The 22,788-nt window shown below is 72.4% G+C and carries 14 protein-coding genes and 1 pseudogene; 4 read left to right on the top strand and 11 right to left on the bottom strand.

The genetic code is table 11. The features are described 5' to 3' along the window. Positions 1-37: 37 nt before the first annotated feature. From ACZ63I_RS21430 to ACZ63I_RS21410, 5 genes are all read right to left on the bottom strand, one after another. Entirely contained in the window at positions 38-1,660 is a 1,623-nt protein-coding gene (locus tag ACZ63I_RS21430; protein WP_469340576.1) for a succinic semialdehyde dehydrogenase, read from the bottom strand. Positions 1,661-1,777: 117 nt separating this feature from the next. Beyond that, a complete protein-coding gene (locus tag ACZ63I_RS21425; RefSeq protein WP_469340575.1) occupies positions 1,778-3,406 on the bottom strand; it encodes a serine/threonine-protein kinase in 1,629 nt (542 codons plus the stop codon). A 79-nt stretch (positions 3,407-3,485) separates the two neighbouring features. After that, entirely contained in the window at positions 3,486-5,231 is a 1,746-nt protein-coding gene (locus ACZ63I_RS21420; protein WP_469340574.1) for a serine/threonine-protein kinase, read from the bottom strand. A 142-nt stretch (positions 5,232-5,373) separates the two neighbouring features. Beyond that, positions 5,374-8,892 (bottom strand): protein kinase, encoded by a 3,519-nt coding sequence (locus ACZ63I_RS21415; RefSeq protein ID WP_469340573.1) that lies wholly within the window; start codon positions 8,890-8,892, stop codon positions 5,374-5,376. A gap of 208 nt (positions 8,893-9,100) precedes the next feature. After that, positions 9,101-11,218: a serine/threonine-protein kinase gene (locus tag ACZ63I_RS21410; RefSeq protein WP_469340572.1), complete on the bottom strand. Its 2,118-nt coding sequence runs from the start codon at positions 11,216-11,218 to the stop codon at positions 9,101-9,103. Between the two features lie 178 nt (positions 11,219-11,396). On the opposite strand from ACZ63I_RS21410, the gene ACZ63I_RS21405 reads away from it, so the two are divergent. Then, entirely contained in the window at positions 11,397-12,449 is a 1,053-nt protein-coding gene (locus tag ACZ63I_RS21405) for a serine hydrolase domain-containing protein (RefSeq protein WP_469340571.1), read from the top strand. A 74-nt stretch (positions 12,450-12,523) separates the two neighbouring features. On the opposite strand, the gene ACZ63I_RS21400 is transcribed toward ACZ63I_RS21405, so the two are convergent. Then, the gene (locus ACZ63I_RS21400) at positions 12,524-14,230 is read right to left on the bottom strand and encodes a glycerol-3-phosphate dehydrogenase/oxidase (RefSeq protein ID WP_469340570.1); all 1,707 of its coding nucleotides are present in this window, start codon (positions 14,228-14,230) and stop codon (positions 12,524-12,526) included. Positions 14,231-14,489: 259 nt separating this feature from the next. Between ACZ63I_RS21400 and ACZ63I_RS21395 the strand changes: the two genes are divergently transcribed. Both ACZ63I_RS21395 and ACZ63I_RS21390 read left to right on the top strand, forming a co-directional pair. Beyond that, positions 14,490-15,752 carry a nucleotide sugar dehydrogenase gene (locus ACZ63I_RS21395; protein WP_469340569.1) on the top strand — a complete coding sequence of 421 codons (1,263 nt, stop codon included), beginning with the start codon at positions 14,490-14,492 and terminating at the stop codon, positions 15,750-15,752. A 120-nt stretch (positions 15,753-15,872) separates the two neighbouring features. Next, positions 15,873-16,445, top strand: coding sequence for a hypothetical protein (locus tag ACZ63I_RS21390; RefSeq protein WP_469340568.1), 573 nt, complete (start codon positions 15,873-15,875; stop codon positions 16,443-16,445). 84 nt (positions 16,446-16,529) lie between these two features. Here the strand turns inward: ACZ63I_RS21390 and ACZ63I_RS21385 are convergent, their stop codons facing one another. From ACZ63I_RS21385 to ACZ63I_RS21370, 4 genes are all read right to left on the bottom strand, one after another. Further along, positions 16,530-17,654, bottom strand: a complete 1,125-nt coding sequence (locus ACZ63I_RS21385; RefSeq protein ID WP_469340567.1) for a GuaB3 family IMP dehydrogenase-related protein — start codon at positions 17,652-17,654, stop codon at positions 16,530-16,532. An 87-nt stretch (positions 17,655-17,741) separates the two neighbouring features. Further along, positions 17,742-19,244, bottom strand: coding sequence for an IMP dehydrogenase (gene guaB, locus ACZ63I_RS21380; protein WP_469340566.1), 1,503 nt, complete (start codon positions 19,242-19,244; stop codon positions 17,742-17,744). A gap of 144 nt (positions 19,245-19,388) precedes the next feature. Next, positions 19,389-19,964, bottom strand: a complete 576-nt coding sequence (locus ACZ63I_RS21375) for a sigma-70 family RNA polymerase sigma factor (protein WP_041985532.1) — start codon at positions 19,962-19,964, stop codon at positions 19,389-19,391. Between the two features lie 358 nt (positions 19,965-20,322). Next, positions 20,323-20,934 (bottom strand): response regulator transcription factor, encoded by a 612-nt coding sequence (locus ACZ63I_RS21370; RefSeq protein WP_003948568.1) that lies wholly within the window; start codon positions 20,932-20,934, stop codon positions 20,323-20,325. 379 nt (positions 20,935-21,313) lie between these two features. Between ACZ63I_RS21370 and ACZ63I_RS21365 the strand changes: the two are divergent. Further along, positions 21,314-21,649: pseudogene (locus ACZ63I_RS21365) on the top strand (WhiB family transcriptional regulator); the annotation flags it as partial. A gap of 179 nt (positions 21,650-21,828) precedes the next feature. On the opposite strand, the gene ACZ63I_RS21360 reads toward ACZ63I_RS21365, so the two are convergent. Then, entirely contained in the window at positions 21,829-22,734 is a 906-nt protein-coding gene (locus ACZ63I_RS21360; RefSeq protein ID WP_469340565.1) for a LysR family transcriptional regulator, read from the bottom strand. Between the last annotated feature and the right edge of the window lie 54 nt (positions 22,735-22,788).

Here is a 22,788-nt window from a genome sequence, read left to right as displayed (position 1 = left end):
CCGACACTCGTCCTCCTCGCTGTCGTGGAGAGCCGGCTCAGCGCAGCCGGAACGCCTTCATCGCCCGCAGGCCGCGGCTCATCAGGGCGGCGTACTGCCTGTCGTCCATCCCGAACGACGGGGACAGCGGCAGCAGTCGCTGGTGGGCGACCGTCTGGGCCTCGGTGTACTTGAGTACGCCCTCGGAGCCGTGCCGCCTGCCGAGCCCGGAGTCCTTCATGCCGCCCATCGGCGACCCGACGCTGCCGTAGGCCGCCGCGTACCCCTCGTTGATGTTGACGGTCCCGGTGCGCAGCCGGGCGGCGACCGCGTGGGCGTGCCGACCGCTCCTGCTCCAGACGCTCGCGTTGAGGCCGTACGCCGTGGAGTTGGCCAGCCGGACCGCCTCGTCCTCGTCGCTGAAGCGGTAGAGCGAGACGACGGGGCCGAAGGTCTCCTGCGCGCACACGGCCATCGGTTCCTCGACGCCTTCGAGGACGGTGGGCTCGTAGAAGTACGGGCCGATGTCCGGCCGGGCGACACCGCCCGCCGCTACCGTGGCGCCCTTGGCGACGGCCTCCTCGACATGGCTGGTGACGGCCTTCAGTTGGCGCTCGCCGACGAGGGAGCCCATGTCGGCCCCGTACGAAAGGGAGTTGCCGAGCCGCATGGCCTTCGTCCGGGCCACGAAGCGCTGCGTGAACGCGTCGGCGACCGCCTCGTGCACGTACAACCGCTCGATGGAGATGCACAGTTGGCCGGCGGAGGAGAAGCAGGCGCGCACCGCGCCCTCAGCCGCCTTCTCGACGTCGGCGTCGTCCAGGACCAGCATCGCGTTCTTGCCGCCCAGTTCGAGCGACACCCCGATCAGCCGGTCGGCGGCGCCGCGCGCGACCTCGCGTCCGGTGCGGGTGGAGCCGGTGAACGAGACGTAGTCCGCGTGCTTGACCAACTCGGGCCCGACCACCGGGCCTTCGCCGATGACGACCTGGAACACCTCGGCGGGCAGTCCGGCCTCGATCAGCAGATCACGCGCCCACAGCGCGGTGAGCGCCGTCTCCGTGTCGGGCTTCATCACGACGGCGTTGCCCGCGACGAAGGCGGGCAGCGCGTCGCCCGCCGACAGCTCCAGCGGATAGTTCCAGGGGACGATCTGGCCGACGACCCCGCGCGGCTGGCGCAGCTCGGTGACCTTGGTCAGCGTCGGCACGACACCCAGATGGCGCTTCGGTTTCAGGTACGAGGCGGCGGCGCGGCCGTAGTGCCGCGCCTCCACCGCCAGGCCCTGGACCTCCTCGTGGGCGTGCTGCCTGGCCTTGCCGGTCTCCAGTTGGATCAGGTCGAGCACCTCGCCCTGCCGGGCGAGCAGCAGGTCGTGGAAGCGCAGCAGCACCGCCGCCCGCTGCCGTACCGGCACGGCCGCCCAGCCGGGCTGGGCGGCCCTGGCCCGGTCGAAGGCCGCCGCGACGTCGTCGGGCGTCGACTCGGGCAGGTCGGCCAGCTTCTCCCCGGTGTACGGGGTGTGGCTGACCGTACGGCCCGACCCTGCGATGTCGCGGGTGAGCCGGGCGACCACCTCGGGGGTGACCACGTCGGCCGCCGTGCGCGCGCCGGCCGGGGCCGCGGCCACGGGGTTGGTGCCGGGAGCGGTGCCGGGAGCGGGTGCCTGCGAGTCCGTCATGGCGCCGAGCGTATGCCGCCTGTCACGGCTTTGGGTACCCGGCGGTAACACCTTTCACCAGCCGCTCACAAAAGCGCCAGTGATCACTGGCGTCATGCCCGCTCCACCCGCCCGACCTCAGGACTTCTCCAGGACGAGCTGGTCCACGACGGTGGCGTAGAACTCCTCGCCCGGCTTCGCCGCCCACCCCTTGGCGGGCATCGACACCCGCAGCCGCAGATAGAAACCACCCGAATCGGGGATGACGAGTTCACGCCAGCGGGAGCGGAACGTGTCGTCGTCCGACGCGCTGTAGTCCGCGTAGTCGATGACCGTCTCGAACCCCTTCCGGCCCTGGACGACGGCGTCCTTCGTGGTGACGGTGGCGTCCTTGATCTCGGTGCCGTTCCTGCCGCCCCGCTGGTAGAAGCTCTTCCAGACGGCGGGCGTCGGCGCGAGGATCTTCGCCTTGGCGTCGGGGCGCACCCGCTCCGCGTAGACGTCGAAGACAGCGCTCGGGTCGTAGTAGATGACGTTGCCTTCGTCGGCGTCCTCGACGCGCAGGTAGTCGTCGGGGACGGCGATCTTGGCGTGCAGGATCTCGTTCTCCGTCCGCACGCCCCAGCCGGACGGCAGCCCGCCGCTGCTCGCGAACGGGTTGGCGATGATCAGGACGAGGACGACCGCGAGGGCCAGCAGAGCGCCGCCGAGTCCGTAGCGGGCCGGCCGGCTGCGGGCCAGCACCGGCGGCACCCAGCCGGCCGCGCCGGTGACGGGCGCGGGCGCGGAGGCCGGGGCGCCCGCCGTGACCACGCGCGTCTCGCCGGGGCCGCCCTGCGGGGGCCGCGCCACCGACTCCAGCGTCCGCCGGATCTCCGCGACGTCCGGGCGGGCCGCCGGGTCCTTGCGCAGCAGCCGCATCACGAGCGTGCCGAAGGCGCCGGAGCCCCGCGCGGGCATCTGCGGCTCGGCGGACAGCACGGCCTGGAGCGTCGCCGGCGCGTTGGAGCGGCGGTACGGGGACATCCCCTCGACCGCCGCGTACAGCACGACGCCCAGCGACCAGAGGTCCGACTCGGGGCCCGGCCGCTGCCCCAGCACCCGCTCGGGCGCGATGAATTCGGGCGAGCCGACGAAAGAGCCGGTCTCGGTGAGCCCCTGCTCGCCCTCGACCTGCGCGATCCCGAAGTCGCTGAGGACCACCCGGTCGTCGCGGCCCAGCAGGACGTTGTCGGGCTTCACGTCGCGGTGCAGTACGCCGACGGCATGGGCGGCGGCGAGCGCGCCCAGCACGGCGAGCCCGATCCTGGCCGCCTCGCGGGGGTCGAGCGTGCCCTCCTGGAGCCGGTCGCCCAGCGACTGGCCGCGCACCAGCTCCATGACGATCCACGGCTTGGCGTCCTCGATCACCACGTCGTGCATGGTGACGACGGAGGGATGGTCGATCCGCGCGGCTGCCCGCGCCTCGCGCTGCATCCGCAGATAGACATGGCCGCGCTCGCGCTCGCCCAAGTGGTCGGGAACGCGCGGCTCCTTGATCGCCACATCGCGGTCCACGACCTCGTCGTGCGCGAGCCAGACCGTCCCCATCCCGCCGTGCCCGAGCCGCGAGACGAGCCGGTACCGGCCGCCGAGCACCCGCCCGACGGCGGGGTCGGCCGCCGACGTCACGGTCCGGGCCGGGCTCTGCGGTGGCACAGTTGGCGCGATAGGCGGCTGAAGTCCGTAGCTGGTGGGCTCGTTCGCCCGTCCCCCGTCATTGGTCATGGGGACATCTTGACCAACGGCCCTTCCCGTGACCACCGCGAAGACCGAGCGGATGCACAGCCGTGACAGAGCCGGCGGCTCAGCCGCCCGAGCCCGGCGGCTGCCAGCCGCGCAGCGCGGTCGCGAACTGCTTCTGGGTGGCGTCCCAGTCGTCGGCGGGCCCCGACATGAAGATGGCGTACTCGGCGCCGGTCTCGTCGTCGAAGTACATCTGGTCGACGGCGTGCCGGGGTCCCGGCACCCCGTTCTTCGCCGACTGGGTCCAACTGAACTCCCAGCGCGCCACCTGCCTCTGGTCCCGGTAGTCGGCGGGACCCAACTGGAGCTGCTGGTAGTCGGGCAGGACGGCGAGCCCCTTCTCCAGATCGCGCATGTGCGCCTCGGGAGTCGCGAAGTCGGGTTCGGCGTCGATGCTCACCCGCAGGACGTGATTGCCGCCGTCGGGGCTGTAGTCGATGGTGCTGACGTCGGTCTGACGGGTCCAGCCGTCCGGCACCCAGAGGCCGAACCCCTCGTCGGCCTTGACCTCTTGGTAGCCGTCGGGGGCGGCCCCGGCGTCGCCCGAGGGATCCCCGGTCGGGCTCGGCGTCGTCGTGTCGTCCCCCGCCGTGTCGTCGCCCGTACCGCCGTCACCCGTCTGGTCCGAGGCGGTCGGTCCGGGACCCGGGTCGCGGTCGTCGCCCGGGAAGTGCATGGCGGCGAACCCGATACCGGCGCCGAGCACGGCAGCGACGGCGATGGCCGTCACGGTCGTACGCCAGCGTCTGCGGCCGCTCTCCCGCCGCGCCGGGGAGGGCGCCGGGTACGGGCCCGAGGGGGCGGTGTGCGGTCCGGCGGGCTGCGGCCCCGTCTGCCCGGCGCCCGGCACCGGCGTCGCCTGGTAACCGGGCGGATAGCCGGCCGCGGCCGGGTACGCGACCGTCGGGCCGCCGTCCTGCGGCATGTTCCGCGTCGGTACGTACGCCTCGGCCCCCGTGGGCCGGCCTTCCAGTACGGCGCGCAGCATCCGCTCGGTCTCGGCGACGTCCGGTCTGGCCGCCGGGTCCTTGCAGAGCAGCGCGGCGATGACCGGGGTGAGCGGTCCCGCCCGGTCAGGGGTGGGCGGCTCGTCCGTCACGACGGCCTGCATGGTGGAGAGCGGCGAGTTGCGGCGGAACGGCGACTTGCCCTGTACGGCGGTGTAGAGCGTCGCGCCGAGCGACCACAGGTCGGAAGCGGGTCCCGGGTCGGAGCCCCGGACCCGCTCGGGGGCCAAGTAGTCGATCGAGCCGACGATTTCACCGGTCCTGGTGATCGTCGAGTCACCCTCGATCGCGGCGATGCCGAAGTCGGTGAGCAGCACCTGCCCGTCGCGGGCCAGCAGCACATTGCCGGGCTTCACGTCGCGGTGCAGCACCCCGGCCGCGTGCGCGGCGCGCAGCGCGCCCAGTATCTGGAGGCCTATCCCGGCCGCCTCGCGCGGGTCGATCCTGCCGCCGTCGCGCCCTGACTCGCGGGCGGCGTCGGCGAGCGAGGGGCCGTCCACGTACTGCATGACGATCCAGGGGCGGCCGTCGTACTCGATGACGTCGTGGACGGTGACGACGCCGGGGTGGCTGATCCGGGCGGCGGCCCGCGCCTCCTTCTGCGTCCGCTCGTGCAGAACGGCGCGGTCGTCGGCCGAGACGTAGAGCCCCGCGGTCAACTCCTTGACGGCGACGGTCCGGTGGAGCAGCTCGTCCTGGGCGCGCCACACCCGGCCCATGCCGCCGCTGCCGATGGTCTCGCCGAGCCGGTAGCGCCCGGCGAGCAGCAGACCGGCACCCGTGCTCTGTGAATGTTCCACGTCTCCCGCCCTGATCTTTGAGTTGACAGGTTACGGATGACACCGGCGCGCGGGGAACCTCGGGTGGCGTACGGAGACAGCACTGTGACCGTCGGCTCTGCCGGACCGGTGGTGCTGAGGCGCGGTCAACTCCGGTGCGTGGTCAGCCGGTCGCACGATAGGAGCTGGTGGCCTGCTGGTAGATGTCGCTGACGGCGTCGCGCTGGCTGTCCGGGCCGATGACCTGGATCACGTGGTAGCGGCCGCCGATGATCAGGGCGAGGTTGCGCACGTAGACCTGCCGCCCGGTGCTGTCCTGCCAGGTGAACTGCCCCTCGGCCATGGCCTGCTGACCCACGTTGATCCGGCGGAGGCCGGAGGCGGTGGCCCAGGAGGAGTCCCGGAAGGGCTGCAACTCCCGCTCCTTGTCCCGCTGGTAGGCCAGCGGGTCGCCGCCGTTGGCCTGCACGGTGTCCCGGCCCGGCACGATGATCAGGGTGAAGTCGGAGTTGCCGTAGCGGACTTGCCCGCTGTCGTTGATCGGGCTGCGCTGCCAGTCCTTGTCGACGGCGACCTGGAAGCCCTCGGTGTCCTTGCGCAGGACGTAGCCCTTTTCGAGATTGCCGGCCGGCGCGGTCGGCGCCGCCGGTGACGCCGGCGGCTTGGCCGGCCCCGACGTGGAGGGCGCGGGCTCGTCCGACGCGGGCGGCGGCGCCTGCGACGCGGTGACGCCGGGGCTCGCCTCGGTGACGCTCTGCCCCTCGTTGTCCGAGGACTTGGGCATGAACATCACCGCGTAGACGATCGCGGCCACCAGCACCAGCAGGATCAGAATCAGCAAAGTGCGGCCCAGGGAACGGGGTTTGCGGTCCGGGTCCCGGTCGCGGTCGGGCCTGCCCTGGCGTTCGTAGCGGTCGTAGCTCTCGACGGGCTCGTACCGCTCGGGGCTCTCGCGGCGCTGCGGTGCCTCGCGCCGCTGCGCGCTCTCGTAGCGTGCGGGGCGCTCGTACCGCTCGTCGGTCTGCTCCCCCAACAGCTCGCCGAGGGAGGTCCTTTCGTCCTGCTCGTCGCGGTCCCTGCCCCGGTGCTGGCGGTGCCTGCCGCGGTCGATGTCGCGCTTCTTGCTCCTGCCCCAGCGGCGCCTGCGGACCAGCTCGCCCCTGCGGCGGACTATGGGCAGCCGGCCGTCGATGGTCGGTACGGTCACGACGTCCTGGCCCGCGTCGGGCTCGGGCGCCGACCTGACGAGCGAGCGCAGCCAGCCGCGCAGCTCCTCGAAGTCCGGCCGCTCCGTGGGGTCCTGGCGCAGCAGCGACTCGACGACGGGGCGCAGCGGACCGCACTCCTCGGCGAAGGCGGGCGGCTCGGCGCAGACGAGCTGCACCAGCTCGGCGGCGTTCTCCTCGGGGTACGGGGCGTGGCCCTGGACCGCGCGGTAGAGCAGCGCGCCGAGCGCCCACAGGTCGGTCGCAGGGCCGATGGGCGGGGCCAGTTGCCAGTTCTCGTGGACGGGCCCTGCCTGTTCGGGGGCCCAGCGCTCGGTGACGGGTCCGACGATCGCGATCCGGGCCTGCCGGGCGCGCTCGGCAGCGAGCGGGGTGGCCGGGCCCCGGTAGGCGGGGACCGATCCGCCGCTCGCGACGACGTCGTCCCACCGGCCCGCGCCGGGCGCGGCTCCCACGACGGCGGGGAGCTGGGTGGAATGCCGCTGGTCGTCGGCGCGCATCGCGTCGTAGGCGCCGGAGGTCGTGTACCGGCTGCTGCCGCTGCCGGGGCCTGAGTACGGGGCGTCCTCGCCGCCGCCACCGGTACGGGCCATCGCGACTCCGTGCTCGTCGCCCCGGCCGCCGTGGCTGCCCTGCGCGCCTTGACTGCCCTGTGCGCCCTGGCCGCTGCCGCCGGGCGGGAGCGCGGGCATGGCGCCGGGGTTGCCGGGCGCCGGGGTGAATCCGGCGGGCAGCGCAGGAGGCGTACGGCCCGGCGTACGGCCGGGGGCCGGGCGGTCGCCGTACGGGCTGCCCGCGTCCGGGCCGTAGTACGGCCCCTCGGGCTCGGGGCCGGGTCCCTGCGCGGGGTGGCGGCCACCGGGTACGGGGATGCCTGACGTACCGCCGGCCGGTACGGACCCGCCGCCGTCCTGCCACGAGGCCGGTCCGTCGCGCCAGGTGCCGGCCAGTTCGGCGCGGTAGGGCGGCGGCGGGTCCTCGTCGTCGTCGGCTTCCGCGTCGTTGTCGGGGTCGGCGAAGCCGCGCGGCGGCTGGGCCCACCAGTCCTGGTTGCCGCCCTGCGGTGCCGCGGGCGCGTCGGACGCCGCGGGTACGCCGGGTCCGCCGAGCGCGCCGGACTCCGTGCCGGGCCCCGGCGGCTGGGGCTGCGGGCCCGGTCCGTCCTGACCGTCCTGGCCGTCCTGCGGGCGCGGCGCGGGGAGCGCCGCAGCCGAGCGCTGCTCGTCCTCGGTGACGCGGGCCGCCGCACGGGCTCCCGCGCGGTACGCGGCGATGGCCCCCGCGCGCGCGGCGCGGATGTCGCCCGAGGCGTTGCCGCCGCTCGGCAGCGCGGGTCGGGCCGACGGATTGCCGTAGGGGGCGGGCACCCCGGGCGTGCCCTGCTGCGGCCGGGGCATCGCACCGGACGTACCGGACGACCCCGCGCTGTACGGCGGTTCGGGGGCGGGTACGGGGTCGAGCGCAGGGCGGCCGACCGGCCCCGGCACCCCGGCCGTCGAGCCGGTCTCGCCGGGCCCGGGACCGTACGGGCCAGGGCCAGGACCGTAAGGACCCGCCGGACCGGGCACCCCCGGCTGGTACGGCAGACCGGGCTGCGGCTGCGGCGGCCCCTGCTGCCGGCCGCCCTGCGGGAAGTCCTGCGGGTAGTCCTGTGCGTAGTCCTGTGCCGGGCCCTGCGCCTGGCCCGGTGCCTGCTCGACCGGCTCGGACAGCGCCGGCGGCGGGGTGCGCCCCAGCGCGCCGGGCGCGCCGGAAGGGCCGACGGGCGGCACGGGCGCGCCGAAGGTGCCGGGTGCGCCGATGGGTCCCGGCGCGCCAAGTGGCCCGACGGGGCCGAGCTGTTGCTGCTGTCCCGGCACACCGGGCGGCTCCGGCACCGGCGCGTATCCGCACAGCGCCTCCTCCGCCGCTCCGGCGGCGAGGCCGGTCAGCACCACGCGCCCGTCGTCGCAGACGAGCACCGTACGGACCGTGATGTTCCGGTGGGTCCAGCCGTGGCCGTGCAGCACCCGTACGGCGGTCAGCACGTCCGAGGCGATCTCGGCGGCGCGGTAGGGGTTCAGCGGGCGTTCGGCGAGCAGCGCCGCGAGCGGCCTGGCGGCGACCAGTTCACTCACTATCCACAGCGAGCCGCCCTCGGCGAACACGTCGAAGACCTGGTCGAGCCGGGGGTGGTCGGGGATCTGCGCCGCGCTCTGCGCCGCCTCGATGGCCCGGCGCACCGCAGGGTCGGTGGGCCGCCGGGTGGAGCGTCCGGAGACCCGGCGCGGCGCGGGACCGCTCTCCGCCTCCACCACCTCGGCGTCCACGACTTCAGGTAACGGGACCTGCCTGACGAGGACTTCCTGGCCGCTGTAGGTGTCGAAGGCCCGGGTCTCGACGAGGTCGTACTCGTCGGAGGGCGGCAGGGGCAGGCGATAGCGGTCGGCGAGCACCCGACCCGCGTATTCGTCCACAGCGCCTCCCCTCACCTCTCGGGTCTCCCGATCCTGAAGACCTACGAAACCGCCAATTCCGGTCGATTACCGGCCCATTGTGGCTGCGTACGGTTCGCGTACTCTCACGATACGTGGCCGCAGGCAAACCCGCCGCAGGGTCGCGGCAACCGAATCTGGAACGTGTCGTTCCGGAGCCGCGCCCCTGCGCCCCGACGGCTGAAAGGCGTCAGTCCTTCGGCTTGAACGTGGCGAAGGCCGTGTCGCGCAGCGTCTTGCATTCCGCTCCGTCCCATTCGCTCGCCTTGCAGCTCACCATTATCGAATATCCGTGCTTGGAGTCGATCCGGAAACCCCGGTCGAGCACCTTCATCTGCTCGCCGTTCTGCCGCCGTTCGAAAGTCCAGTCGGCCACGGTCGGGTACCCGTTGTAGTCGGCCTTGCGCATCCCGACGAGCTTGTAGTTCGAACTGCTGCCCCGGACCGCCGACTCCAACTGCTGCCAGGCGAGCAGGGCGTTGCCCGTGGGGCTGCTGGTGAAGTCGACCTGGACGCGCGGGAATCCGCCGTTCTCGCTGTATATGCCGCCGGAGTTCTGCCCCGCCACGTCGGTGAGGTGGAAGCCCTTGGGCAGCGCCATCGAGAAGTGGAACCTGCTGTCGGTCACCGTCGCGTAACCGGCGGGCACTTCGGCACCGCCGCCGCCCGTACCGCCCGCGCTGTCCGACGCGCCGTCACCCGGCTCGCCGGTGTCCGCCGGGGAGGCGGGGGCCGACGGGGTGTCACCGCTGCCGCCCGCCTTGCCCGGTGCCTCGCTCTGCCCCTGGCCCTTGTCGTCGTCCTTGTCGTCGCCCGCCGGCTGACCGCCCGCGCTGGTCCCCGCCGACGCCGAAGGGTCGTCCTTGCCGGACGCAGACCCGTCGGAGTCACCGCCGCTGAGGGTGATGGCGAGGATCGTGGCGATCAGCGCCAGCGCGACGACGGCCGCGATGATCACCAGGGTGCGCCGGGGCACCACATCGGTGAGGGAGGCGCGGGGCAGGGGTCTGGTGGGTGCTCCGGGCGTGGCCGGCTGCGCCGTCGGCCGGGTGGCCGTGCGGCCCGTACCGGCTCCCACCGACGCCGATGCCGTGGTCTTCACCGGCTTCGGGGTCTTCTGGGGCTTGGGGGCGCGCTCGGCCTTCGCCGGCTTGCCCGCCGCCGGGGGGACCGGCGGCAGCGGCACGACACGCGTCTTCTCCGACGCCGGTACGGGGGCGGGCGGTGCGGCCGGCTTCTCCGGCGCGTTGATCACGTCGAGCAGCAGCCGTCGGGTGCCCGGCTCGTCGAGCCGCAGCGCGGGGTCCTTGGCCAGCAGCCCGTATATGACCTCGGCCAGCTCGCCCGCGTTCTTCGGCGGGTCGAGCGGCTCGGTCATCACGGCCGTGAGCGTGGCGATGGCGGAGCCCTTGTCGTACGGGGGCGAGCCCTCGACCGACGCGTACAGCAGACCGCCGAGCGACCACAGGTCGGCGGCGGGGCCCGGCTTGTGGCCGCGTGCGCGCTCGGGCGAGATGTACGAGGGGGCGCCGACGAGCATGCCGGTGGAGGTGACGGAGGGATCGCCCTCGACCTGGGCGATGCCGAAGTCCGTGAGGACGACCCGGCCGTCCTCCCCCGCGATCAGCACGTTGGACGGCTTCACGTCGCGGTGCAGGATGCCCTCGCTGTGCGCCGCGCGCAGCACGTCGAGGATGGCAAGACCGACCTCGGCCGCGCGCCTCGGCGTGAGCGTGCCGTCCTCGCGGATGGCCTCGGCGAGGGACTTGCCCTCGATGAGCTCCATGACGATCCAGGGCCGGTCGTCCTCGTCGACGACGTCGAAGACCGTCACGGCGCCGTTGTTGCGGATCCGGGCGATCGCCTTGGCCTCGCGCAGGGTGCGGGTGATGAGCCGGCGCTTCTCGTCGTCGTCGATGCTGGAGGGGAAGCGCAGCTCCTTCACCGCGACGGTACGGCCGAGGGTTTCGTCCAGCGCCCGCCAGACGGTGCCCATGCCGCCCCGGCCGAGCACACCGCCCAGCCGGTACCTGCCGGCGAGCAGCCGCCCCTCGGAGGTCGTGCTCTTGCCGGCGCCGCGCGGCACGTCAGCCGGCGCGTCCGCAGCCGACGCGTCCGCACGCGCGTCCGCCGGTGTGTCCGCCACCGCGTCGTCGGGCGCGTCTCGCGGCACGTCCCGGGGCGCGTCTTCCGGTGCGTCCTGGGACGCGTCTCGTCGTACGTCCTGCGGCGCGTCCTGCTTCGGTTCCGGTTCCGATTCGTGCTGGGGATCCTGCGCCGTGTCCCGCGACTGCTCCGCCTCCGACATGCGTCCCCTCTGCGTTCCCTGATCCTGGCCCGCGACCGCCGCCAGGCGCTTGTCTGGCCCGGCCCGCGCGATGCCGTAACGCGCCCTGGCAGAGGCTCCATTGTCCCTCACTCCGGCACCACTGCCGCTCCCGGGTCCCGCGTCGGTAAGGATGGGTCCGGAGGAGAGGACCCCCACCATGCCACTACCCCGGCTCCGACTGGTCACCCCGCTGGTCATAGCCCTGTTCGGGCTTGGCGCAAGCGTGCTGGGGACGGGCGTGCGAACCGGCGGGCCCGCCCTGTCGCTGCTGGTCTCGGCGGGCGGGGCCCCCGCCGCCGCCCAGTTGTCCCGTACACCGGGCGCCTCCCGCTTCCAGAGCGCGGGGGCCGGGATCGGCAGGGCCGACCACTTCCGCGCGGGGTCCGTCACCAAGTCCCTGCTGGCGACGGTCGTTCTGCAGCTCTCCGCCGAGGGCGCGTTGCGGCTCGGCGACACCGTGGAGCGCTGGCTGCCGGGGCTGGTGCGCGGCCACGGCAACGACGGGCGGCGGCTGACCGTACGCGCGCTACTCACCCACACCAGCGGTCTGTACGACTACACCGCCGACCGGTCAGCGCCGGCCCCGACGACCCCGCAGGCCGCCGTGCGCATCGCCCTGGCCCGTCCGCCGGGCCCGGTCGGCGACTACGCGTACTCCAACACCGATTACGTACTGCTCGGCCTGATCATCCGCCAGGTCACCGGCCGGTCCTACGCCGCCGAGGCCGAGCGGCGCGTCATCGTCCCGCTCGGTCTCACCGGCACCTCGTTCCCCGGGAGCCGCACCACGCTCCCCGACCCGCACGGCCGTGCCTACAGCCGTACTTCGGGCCCGGCGGGGCCGCTGAGCGACGTCACCGAACTCGACCCCCGTACGGCCGGGGCGGCCGGTGAGCTGATCTCCACGCTGGACGACCTCGACCGCTTCTACTCCGCGCTGCTGGACGGGGAACTCCTCGCCCCCGCCCAGCGGCGCGAACTGCTCGACACCCGCTCCACGCGCGGCGTCTACGGGATGGGGGTCTATCCGCAGCGGCTCTCCTGCGGCGTCACGGTGTGGGGCCACAACGGCCGGATCGCGGGCAGTTACGTCCGCACGGCGGCCACGGCCGACGGCCGCCACACCCTGACGTACCGGATCGACACGGACGCCCTCACCGACGACTCGCTCGAACCGGCCCTCCTCGACGCGGAGTTCTGCGCATCCTGAGCCGGATCCCGTACCCGATCCGCCCGCGCCGCCCGATCCGCCCGCACGTGGAGAGCACCCCCCGTCCGGATCGGTTAGATCGGCACGATGTCCGGCGCCCCGAGCCGCGCCGCGTCCGCCGTCAGATCGTCCGGCTGGCGCTGCGACTCGCGCTCGGCCTCCACCCGCTTCTCGTAATGCTCGACCTCCCTGGCGATCTGGTCCTTGTCCCAGCCGAGCACCGGCGCCATCAGCTCGGCGCACTCCTGCGCGCTGCGGGTGCCCCGGTCGAACGTCTCGATCGAGATGCGGGTGCGCCGGGTCAGCACGTCGTCGAGATGGCGCGCGCCCTCGTGCGAGGCGGCGTAGACGATCTCGGCGCGCAGATAGTCCTCGGCCGCCGGCAGCGGCTCACCGAGCCGGGGGTCGGCCTCGATCAGCTCCAGCACCTCCTCGACCAGCGTCCCGTAGCGGTTGAGCAGATGCTCCACCCTGACCACATGGATGCCGGTGCGCTCCGCCATCCTGGCCCGGCCGTTCCACAGGGCGTGGTAGCCCTCGGCGCCGAGCAGCGGCACGTCTTCCGTGACGCACTCGGCCACCCGCTGGTCGAGGCCGTGCACCGCCTCGTCCACCGCGTCCTTCGCCATCACCCGGTACGTCGTGTACTTGCCGCCCGCCACGACGACCATGCCGGGCACCGGATGCGCCACGGTGTGCTCGCGGGACAGCTTGCTCGTCGCGTCCGACTCGCCGGCCAGCAGCGGCCGCAGGCCCGCGTACACGCCCTGCACGTCGTCACGGGTCAGCGGCACCGACAGCACCGCGTTGACATGCTCCAGCACATAGTCGATGTCCGCGCTGGACGCCGCCGGGTGGGCCTTGTCTAGGTCCCAGTCGGTGTCGGTGGTGCCCACGATCCAGTGCCGCCCCCAGGGGATGACGAACAGCACCGACTTCTCCGTGCGCAGGATCAGCCCCGTCGTGGAGTGGATCCGGTCCTTGGGGACGACCAGATGGACGCCCTTGGAGGCCCGGACATGGAACTGGCCGCGCTCGGCGATCAGCGACTGCGTGTCGTCCGTCCACACCCCGGTGGCGTTGACGATCTGCTTGGCCCTGATCTCGTACTCGCCGCCGCCTTCGACGTCCTGCACCCGGGCGCCGACGACCCGCTCGCCCTCGCGCAGGAAGCCGACCACCCGCGACCGGCTCGCCACATGCGCGCCGTAACTGGCGGCCGTACGCACGAGCGTCGCCACATAGCGCGCGTCGTCCATCTGCGCGTCGTAGTACTGCAAGGCGCCCACCAGGGCGTCCTTCTTCAGGCATGGCGCAACGCGCAGCGCGTGGCGGCGCGTCAGATGACGGTGTGTCGGCAGGCCGCGGCCATGGCCTGACGAGACCGACATCGCGTCGTACAGCGCGACGCCCGAGCCCGCGTAGAGCCGCTCCCAGCCCTTGTGCCGCAACGGGTAGAGGAACGGAACGGGCTTCACCAGATGCGGCGCCAGCTTCTCCAGCAGCAGACCGCGCTCCTTCAGGGCCTCGCGCACCAGCGCGAAGTCGAGCATCTCCAGATAGCGCAGGCCGCCGTGGATCAGCTTGCTCGACCGGCTCGACGTGCCGGAGGCCCAGTCGCGCGCCTCCACGATGCCGGTGGCCAGGCCGCGCGTCACCGCGTCAAGGGCGGTCCCCGCACCGACCACGCCCGCGCCCACCACCAGCACGTCCAGCTCGCGCTCGGCCATCGCCGCGAGCGCGGATTCGCGCTCAGCGGGTCCCAGTGTCGCTGTCCTCACTGTCTGCCTCCCGTCGCCCCCGTGCGGTCGGGCCCACCACTGGTCAGGCCCACCACTCGATTCTGTCCGCCCTCGCCGACTTCAGCCACCGCCTGTGGATAACTCCGGTCGAAGATCCGGATCCGACGCCGACTCCCCGGGCCACGCAATGCCGCATAACGGTCATATTTAAGCCTAGTCTGACATTGCGCTTGCTCGTTCTGTCCAACCTGGCTTGCGCTCACTGTCCACTCCGGCTAAGGGAAGGACGGCCACCGCCATGCCCGCAGATCTCGCCGTCATCGGACTCGGCCATCTCGGCCTGCCCCTCGCCCAGGCCGCGGTAGCCGCAGGTATCGAGACCATCGGCTACGACACCGACCCGCGCCCGGTCGCCGAACTCGCGGCGGGCCACACCCCGGCCGAGGGTTCACTCACCGCGTCCGACGTGCGCAGGATGCTGTCACGCGGCTTCCGCCCCACCACCAACCCGACCGAGCTGGGCCGGGTCCGCACCGCCGTCATCTGCGCTCCGGCCCCCCTCGGGCCCGACCGCACCCCCGATCTGAGCGCCATCGGCACAGCGGCGCGCGCCCTCGCGGCGCGGCTGCGCCCGCACACCACCGTGCTGCTGGAGTCCCCGGTCGCGCCCGGCACCACCGAAGGGTTCCTGCGCGGCGTCCTGGAAGAGGGCTCCGGGCTGCGCGCCGGCCGCGACTTCCACCTCGCGTACTCCCCCGGCCGGCTCGACCCCGGCAACCGCACCCACGGCATCGCCAACACCCCCAAGGTCATCGGCGGCCTCACCCCCGCCTGCACCGAGTCGGCAGCCGCGTTCTACGGCCGGCTCAGCGACAAGGTCGTACGGGCCCGCGGCCCGCGCGAGGCCGAGACGGTCAAGCTCCTCGAAACCAACTTCCGCCACGTCAACATCGCCCTCGTCAACGAGATGGCGGTGCTCTGCCACGACCTCGGCGTCGACCTGTGGGACGTCATCCGCTGCGCCGAGACGAAACCGTTCGGCTTCCAGGCGTTCCGGCCAGGACCCGGCGTCGGCGGCCACGGCGTACCGCTCGACCCCAGCTATCTGCCGCACGCCGGGCGCACCCCCGGCCATCCGCTGCGGATGGTCGGGCTCGCCCAGGAGATCAACACGCGGATGCCGCAGTACGTCATCCAGCGCTGCGCGACCCTGCTCAACGAGCACGGCAAGTCGGCGCGCGGCGCGCGGGTGCTGCTGCTCGGCGTCACGTACAAGCCCGACCTCGCCGACCAGGAAAGCTCACCGGCCACCGAGATCGCCTGCCGGCTCACGGATCTCGGCGCCGCCGTCAGCTACCACGACCCGTACGTCCCCGACTGGCGCGTACGCGACCAGCCCGTACCGCGCGCCGACTCGCTGTACGAGGCGGCGGCCAACGCGGATCTGACGGTGCTGCTCCAGCACCACCGCACGTACGACCTCCAGGGGCTCGCCGTCAAAGCCCAACTGCTCCTGGACACCAGAGGCGCGAGCCCGGCGGGCGCCGCGCACCGGCTCTGAACCGGCCGCACCGGCGCTGAGCTGGAATCGCGTACCGCGCTGTCAGTGGCGGCTGTTACTCTCCAGGGCCATCGTGTGCAAGTCATGCGCACGCCATAATCCCTGGGGGGGATTTCCACCATGAGCCAGCCCGTTCAGCCGCCCGGCAACCAGCCCGTCCCGCCGTCCGGCGACCCGTCGGTCCCGCCGCCCGGCAACTCGTCGGTCCCGCCGTCCGGCAACCCGTTCGCCGCCGGCGCCGGCGCCGTGCCGCCCGCGCCGTTCCTGCCGGCCCCGCCGCCGGCCAGGCTCCGCAACAACATCGCGGGCGGTGTGGTCGCCGCGGTGATCGCCGCGATCGTGGCCGCCCTGGTGTACGGCTGGATCATCGGACTCACCGAGCGCGAGATCGGCTGGGCCGCCCTCGGTGTCGGCGCCCTGATCGGCTTCGCCGCCGGCAAGGTCGGCGGCGGCAACCAGGTGCTGGCGGGCATCAGCGCGCTGCTCGCGCTGGGCGCCGTCTACGCGGGGCAGCTCTTCGGCCTCGCCGCCCTCATCGGCAAGCAGGTGAACGTGTCGACGACGAGCATCGTGATGGACCACTTCGGCGACCTCACCAGCGCGTGGAGCGACGAGATGGACTTCATGAGCATCGTCTTCCTGGCGCTGGGCGCGTTCGCCGCGTTCTCCGCCGCGCGGAAGACCGCCGAGTAGAGCCCGTACGCAGAAGGGTGCCCCGGCCGGAATCCGGCCGGGGCACCCTCACGTACAAGCGCCACGTACGAGCGGTGGGCGGCGTCAGCGCCGGTGCTGCGAGTCCGCGACCGTGACCTCGACGCGCTGGAACTCCTTGAGTTCGCTGTAGCCCGTCGTCGCCATCGCCCGGCGCAGCGCGCCGAAGAAGTTCATCGAGCCGTCCGGGATGGTCGAGGGCCCCGCCAGGACCTCCTCCGTCGTCCCGACGACACCGAGATCCACCAGCTTGCCGCGCGGCACGTCCTCGTGGACGGCCTCCATGCCCCAGTGCCTGCCCTTGCCCGGCGCGTCCGACGAGCGCGCGAGCGGCGAGCCGATCATCACGGAGTCGGCGCCGCAGGCGATCGCCTTCGGCAGGTCGCCGGACCAGCCGACCCCGCCGTCCGCGATGACATGCACGTACCGGCCGCCGGACTCGTCCATGTAGTCCCTGCGCGCCGCCGCCACATCCGCGACGGCCGTCGCCATCGGGACCTGGATCCCGAGCACGTTGCGGGTGGTGTGCGCGGCGCCGCCGCCGAAACCGACGAGCACACCGGCGGCGCCGGTACGCATCAGATGCAGCGCCGCCGTGTACGTGGCGCAGCCGCCGACGATGACCGGCACGTCCAGCTCGTAGATGAACTGCTTCAGGTTCAGCGGCTCGGCGGCACCCGAGACATGCTCGGCGGAGACCGTCGTACCGCGGATGACGAAGATGTCGACGCCCGCGTCCACCACGGCCTTGGAGAACTGCGCGGTGCGCTGCGGCGAGAGCGCGGCGGCCGTGACGACGCCCGAGTCCCGCACCTCCTTGATGCGCAGCCCGATCAGCTCTTCCTTGATCGGCTCGGCGTAGATCTCCTGGAGCCTGCGGTTGGCCGTGGCCTCCTCCAGCTCGGCGATCTCGTCGAGCAGCGGCTGCGGGTCCTCGTAACGGGTCCAGAGACCTTCGAGGTTGAGCACCCCGAGCCCGCCCAGCTCACCGATGCGGATCGCGGTCTGCGGCGAGACGACCGAGTCCATGGGAGCGGCCAGGAAGGGCAGCTCGAACCGGTAGGCGTCGATCTGCCAGGCGATCGAGACCTCCTTCGGGTCCCGGGTGCGCCGGCTGGGGACGACGGCGATGTCGTCGAAGGCGTACGCCCTGCGGCCGCGCTTGCCGCGCCCGATCTCGATCTCAGTCACGATGTGCCTTTCCCTCTACGTCAGCGTCCCAGTATCCCCGACACACCGATGCCGCCGGTGACGGGCCACCGGCGGCATCGGGAGGTGTCAGTGCTGGTTGTAGTTCGGCGCCTCGACCGTCATCTGGATGTCGTGGGGGTGGCTCTCCTTGAGCCCCGCCGCCGTGATCCGGACGAACTGCCCCTTGCGCTCCATCTCGTCGATGGAGGCCGCGCCCACATAGCCCATGGTCTGCCGCAGCCCGCCGATGAGCTGGTGCAGCACGGCGCCGAGCGGGCCCCGGTAGGGCACCTGGCCCTCGATGCCCTCGGGCACGAGCTTGTCGTCGGACGACACGTCCGCCTGGAAGTAGCGGTCCTTCGAGTACGAGCGGGCCTGGCCGCGCGACTGCATGGCGCCGAGCGAGCCCATGCCGCGGTACGACTTGAACTGCTTGCCGTTGATGAACTGCAGCTCGCCCGGGGACTCCTCGCAGCCCGCGAGCAGGCTGCCGAGCATGACCGTGCTGGCCCCTGCGGCGAGCGCCTTGCCGATGTCGCCCGAGTACTGCAGGCCGCCGTCGCCGATAACGGGGATACCGGCGGCCATGCAGACCGACGCCGCCTCGTAGATCGCCGTGACCTGCGGGACGCCGATGCCGGCGACCACGCGCGTGGTGCAGATGGAGCCGGGTCCCACGCCCACCTTGACGCCGTCCACGCCCGCGTCGATGAGCGCCTTAGCGCCGTCGCGGGTGGCGATGTTGCCGCCGATGACGTCCACGGAGACGCTCGACTTGATCTTGGACATCCAGCTCAGCGCGTTGCTGTTGTGGCCGTGCGAGGTGTCCACGACGATGAAGTCGACCCCGACCTCGGCCAGCGCCTGGGCCCGCTCCAGCGCCTCCTGGCTGGCGCCCACGGCGGCGCCGACGAGCAGCCTGCCCTCGGCGTCCTTGGCCGCGTTCGGGTACTGCTCGGCCTTGACGAAGTCCTTGACGGTGATGAGGCCCTTGAGGATGCCCCCGTCGTCGACGAGCGGCAGCTTCTCGATCTTGTGCCGGCGCAGCAGCTCCATGGCGTCCACGCCGGAGATGCCGACCTTGCCGGTGACCAGCGGCATGGGCGTCATGACGGCGCGCACCTGCTGGCCGCGGTCCGTCTCGAAGGCCATGTCGCGGTTGGTGACGATGCCGAGGAGCTTGCCCGCCGCGTCGGTGACGGGGACGCCGCTGATCCGGAACTTGGCGCAGAGCTGGTCGGCCTCGGCCAGCGTGGCGTCCGGGTGGACCGTGATCGGGTCGGTCACCATGCCGGACTCGGAGCGCTTCACGAGGTCGACCTGGTTGGCCTGGTCGGCGATGGACAGGTTGCGGTGCAGCACACCGACCCCGCCCTGGCGGGCCATCGCGATGGCCATCCGCGCCTCGGTGACCTTGTCCATCGCCGCGGAGAGCAGCGGGATGTTGACCCGTACGTTCCTGGATACCTGGGACGCCGTGTCCACCTGGTTGGGCAGCACCTCCGAGGCGCCAGGCAACAGCAGCACGTCGTCGTATGTCAGCCCCAGCGTCGCGAACTTCTCGGGCACTCCGTCGACGTTTGCAGTCATGACACCTTCCCCAGATGGCCTTGATCGGTGCGGATGTCCATGCTAACGGGCTCCACGGCGGTCTCATTCCACGATCGTCACGATCAGGGCCTGCGGGCGGTCGGCGGGCGGCGGAAGGGCCGCGCGCCGGGCCGCTGCCGCCGCCTACTGCTCGGCGAGGGCGCGCAGTCTGCTGAGCGCGCGGTGCTGCGCGACCCGTACGGCACCGGGCGACATACCGAGCAACTGCCCTGTCTCCTCGGCGGTCAGGCCCACGGCGACCCGCAGCACGAGCAGTTCGCGCTGGTTGTCGGGGAGGTTGGCGAGCAGCTTCTTGGCCCACTCGGCGTCGCTGCTGAGCAGCGCGCGCTCCTCGGGTCCCAGCGAGTCGTCGGGCCGCTCCGGCATCTCGTCGGACGGTACGGCCGTGGATCCCGGGTGCCGCATGGCGGACCGCTGGAGATCGGCGACCTTGTGTCCTGCGATGGCGAAGACGAACGCCTCGAAGGGCCTGCCGGTGTCGCGGTAGCGCGGCAGGGCCATGAGGACCGCCACACACACTTCCTGGGCGAGGTCCTCGACGAAGTGCCGGGCGTCGCCGGGGAGCCTGCTCAGTCGCGTACGGCAGTAGCGCAGCGCCAGTGGATGGACCCGGGCGAGGAGGTCGTGCGTCGCCTGCTGGTCGCCGTCGACGGCACGGTGGACGAGCGCACCGATCACTGTGGGCTCGTCGTCGCGCATCGGTCCATGGTGCCTTGGCGGCTCCTGATTGGTGGCACCGCGTCCGTAGTTGTGCACTGAAGCGTTATGAGCAGGTGCGGCGGAACTCATGCCCTGTGCCCTCCCCTCGCGCTCGTCCGACTCGTTCCCGAGGAACTCCACATCTCCAAGGATGCGGCATCGCGCGGGAAACGGTCGCGTACGGGCATACGTTGCCCCGCCCACCCTGGGTTATGGCAGCGAGCGGGGTTGAGGGACCGCCGGTCCCGGGGTCCGGTCCGGGGTCCGGTCCCGGGGTCCGGTCCCGGGGTCCGGGGAGACCGGCGCCCGGAAGGGTGCGGCAGATCGTGCGGCCCGCGGGCCGTTGAGCCCGGCGGGCTCAGCGCACCAGGCCCCAGCGGAAGCCGAGCGCGACGGCATGCGCGCGGTCCGATGCGCCGAGCTTCTTGAACAGCCGCCTGGCGTGCGTCTTCACCGTGTCCTCCGAGAGGAAGAGCTCCCGGCCGATCTCCGCGTTGGAGCGGCCGTGGCTCATCCCTTCGAGCACCTGGATCTCCCGCGCGGTGAGCGTGGGCGCCGCGCCCATCTCCGCCGAGCGGAGCCGGCGCGGGGCGAGCCGCCACGTCGGGTCGGCGAGCGCCTGGGTGACGGTCGCGCGCAGTTCGGCGCGCGAGGCGTCCTTGTGCAGATAGCCGCGGGCACCGGCGGCGACCGCGAGCGCGACCCCGTCCAGGTCCTCGGCGACCGTGAGCATGATGATCCGGGCGCCGGGGTCGGCGGAGAGCAGCCTGCGCACCGTCTCGACACCGCCGAGACCCGGCATGCGTACGTCCATCAGAATCAGGTCCGAGCGATCGGCACCCCAGCGGCGGAGGACTTCCTCGCCGTTGGCCGCGGTCGTCACGCGCTCGACGCCGGGCACGGTCGCGACCGCGCGGCGGAGCGCCTCTCGGGCAAGCGGGGAGTCGTCGCAGACGAGGACGGATGTCATGACCGTCCTCCGCAGCTAATGCGCGTCACCTTGGGCCTCCAGGCTGGTTACATTTCGTCACCTGTGCGATTGACGGCTCTCGGACATGTGCCCGATCGCTCGTTCTCTCAACCGCCTCGCACATTCAACGACGGTCACTCGAAAGAGTTACGGGTCCGGCGATCGACTTCAACACTCTTTGTAAGCGGGCGCACACAGAGATGCACAGCGCGGGCCGCCCGTTTCCCCCGTTAGGGGTATGCACCATTTAGTGGCTTTTCTTCCCTTTTGCTGGTGTCTGTGGCTAGATTCGCAATGAGTCATATTTACATCTACTTACACTGCAGATGTACGGTCATGAGTGATCCAACGCCGTCCAGGTTTCAAGGGGACTTAAGCAATGGCAGATTTCTCCCGCCTTCCCGGACCGAACGCCGATCTGTGGGACTGGCAACTCCTCGCGGCCTGTCGCGGCGTCGACAGTTCACTCTTCTTCCATCCGGAGGGGGAGCGCGGCGCGGCGAGAAGCGCGCGTGAGAACTCGGCGAAAGAGGTGTGCATGCGGTGCCCGGTCCGCGCGGAGTGCGCGGCGCACGCGCTGGCGGTGCGGGAGCCGTACGGCGTGTGGGGCGGCCTGACGGAGGACGAGCGCGAGGAGCTGATGGGCCGCGCCCGCACCCGGCTGATCACGGCGTCCACCGCCGCCTCGCACGCGGGCGGCGCGCAGCAGGGCCCGCCGCCACCGCACGACCCGGGCCCGGGGCACGGCGGCCACAGCGATCACAGCGGGCACAACGGTCACGGCTTCGGCGACCACCTCGGCCACCTCGACCACTTCGACGACTGAGGCAGCCTTCAACAGCCGAGAAGAAACGTTTCTGCACGCTCTCTTCGGCCGGTACGGCGGGGGCCGCCTCAGCGGGCGGCGGCTACGGCCAGCTCGTCCAGCGTGGCGGCGACGGCGGGCACCCTGGCCAGGTCCGGCAGGGTGAGCGCGACGACCTCGCGGTGCACGGCCGGCTCGACCGCGAGCGTACGGACCCCTTCGGTGCGTACCGAGGCCAGCGCCAGCTCGGGCAGGACGGCGACCCCGAGCCCGGCAGCGACCAGGCCGACCACGGCCGGATAGTCGTCCGTGGCGAAGTCGATCCGGGGGGTGAACCCCGACTCCTCGCAGGCGGCGACGAGTTGGGTACGGCAGCGCGGGCAGCCGGCGATCCACGGCTCGCCCGCGAGATCCCCCATGGCGACCGCTTCGGCGCCGGCGCGCGCCAGCCGGTGCCCTTCCGGTACGAGTCCGACGAGCCGGTCGACCAGCAGCGGCCGTACGACCAGGTCGTCCCACTCCGCGTCGGCGTCGCCGCCGTCCCCGTACCGGAACGCCAGCGCCACGTCGCAGTCGCCGTCCCGCAGCATCCCCGCCGAGCTGGGCGGTTCGGCCTCGACGAGCGAGACCCGGGTGCCGGGGTGGGCGGCGCGCAGCGCGGCGAGCGCGGCGGGGACGAGCGTGGAGCTGCCGCTGGGGAACGAGACGAGCCTGACCCGGCCCGCGCGCAGCCCCACCAGGGCGGCGATCTCCTCCTCGGCCGCCGTGAGCCCGCCGAGGATGCCCGTCGCGTGCCGGACCAGCACCTCGCCGGCCTGGGTGAGCCGGGTCTCCCGGCCGGTGCGGACGAGCAGGGTGGTGCCCGCCGACGCTTCGAGGGCCTTCATCTGCTGGCTGACGGCGGGCTGCGTACAGCCCAGCTCGCGCGCGGCGGCCGAGAAGGAACCGGTGGCTGCGACGGCGCGCAGGACGCGGAGATGGCGGGCCTCGATCATTCCTCGACTATAAGCAAAGCTTGGGCCAGGCGGAAAATAATCGGTGGATGCTTT

The sequence above is a fragment of the Streptomyces sp. NPDC087906 genome (genome assembly GCF_055584925.1).
Note: the sequence above shows the minus strand (reverse complement) of the source record. Positions and strands in the feature narration are given on the sequence as shown.

What these genes read in the sequence shown, in the direction of transcription:
- ACZ63I_RS21430 (WP_469340576.1), bottom strand. Translation starts at nt 1,660, where the DNA reads ATGACGGACTCGCAGGCACCCGCTCCCGGCACCGCTCCCGGCACCAAC.
- ACZ63I_RS21370 (WP_003948568.1), bottom strand. Translation starts at nt 20,934, where the DNA reads ATGACATCCGTCCTCGTCTGCGACGACTCCCCGCTTGCCCGAGAGGCG.
- ACZ63I_RS21405 (WP_469340571.1), top strand. Translation starts at nt 11,397, where the DNA reads ATGCCACTACCCCGGCTCCGACTGGTCACCCCGCTGGTCATAGCCCTG.
- ACZ63I_RS21395 (WP_469340569.1), top strand. Translation starts at nt 14,490, where the DNA reads ATGCCCGCAGATCTCGCCGTCATCGGACTCGGCCATCTCGGCCTGCCC.
- ACZ63I_RS21360 (WP_469340565.1), bottom strand. Translation starts at nt 22,734, where the DNA reads ATGATCGAGGCCCGCCATCTCCGCGTCCTGCGCGCCGTCGCAGCCACC.
- ACZ63I_RS21410 (WP_469340572.1), bottom strand. Translation starts at nt 11,218, where the DNA reads ATGTCGGAGGCGGAGCAGTCGCGGGACACGGCGCAGGATCCCCAGCAC.
- ACZ63I_RS21425 (WP_469340575.1), bottom strand. Translation starts at nt 3,406, where the DNA reads ATGACCAATGACGGGGGACGGGCGAACGAGCCCACCAGCTACGGACTT.
- ACZ63I_RS21375 (WP_041985532.1), bottom strand. Translation starts at nt 19,964, where the DNA reads ATGCGCGACGACGAGCCCACAGTGATCGGTGCGCTCGTCCACCGTGCC.
- guaB (WP_469340566.1), bottom strand. Translation starts at nt 19,244, where the DNA reads ATGACTGCAAACGTCGACGGAGTGCCCGAGAAGTTCGCGACGCTGGGG.
- ACZ63I_RS21390 (WP_469340568.1), top strand. Translation starts at nt 15,873, where the DNA reads ATGAGCCAGCCCGTTCAGCCGCCCGGCAACCAGCCCGTCCCGCCGTCC.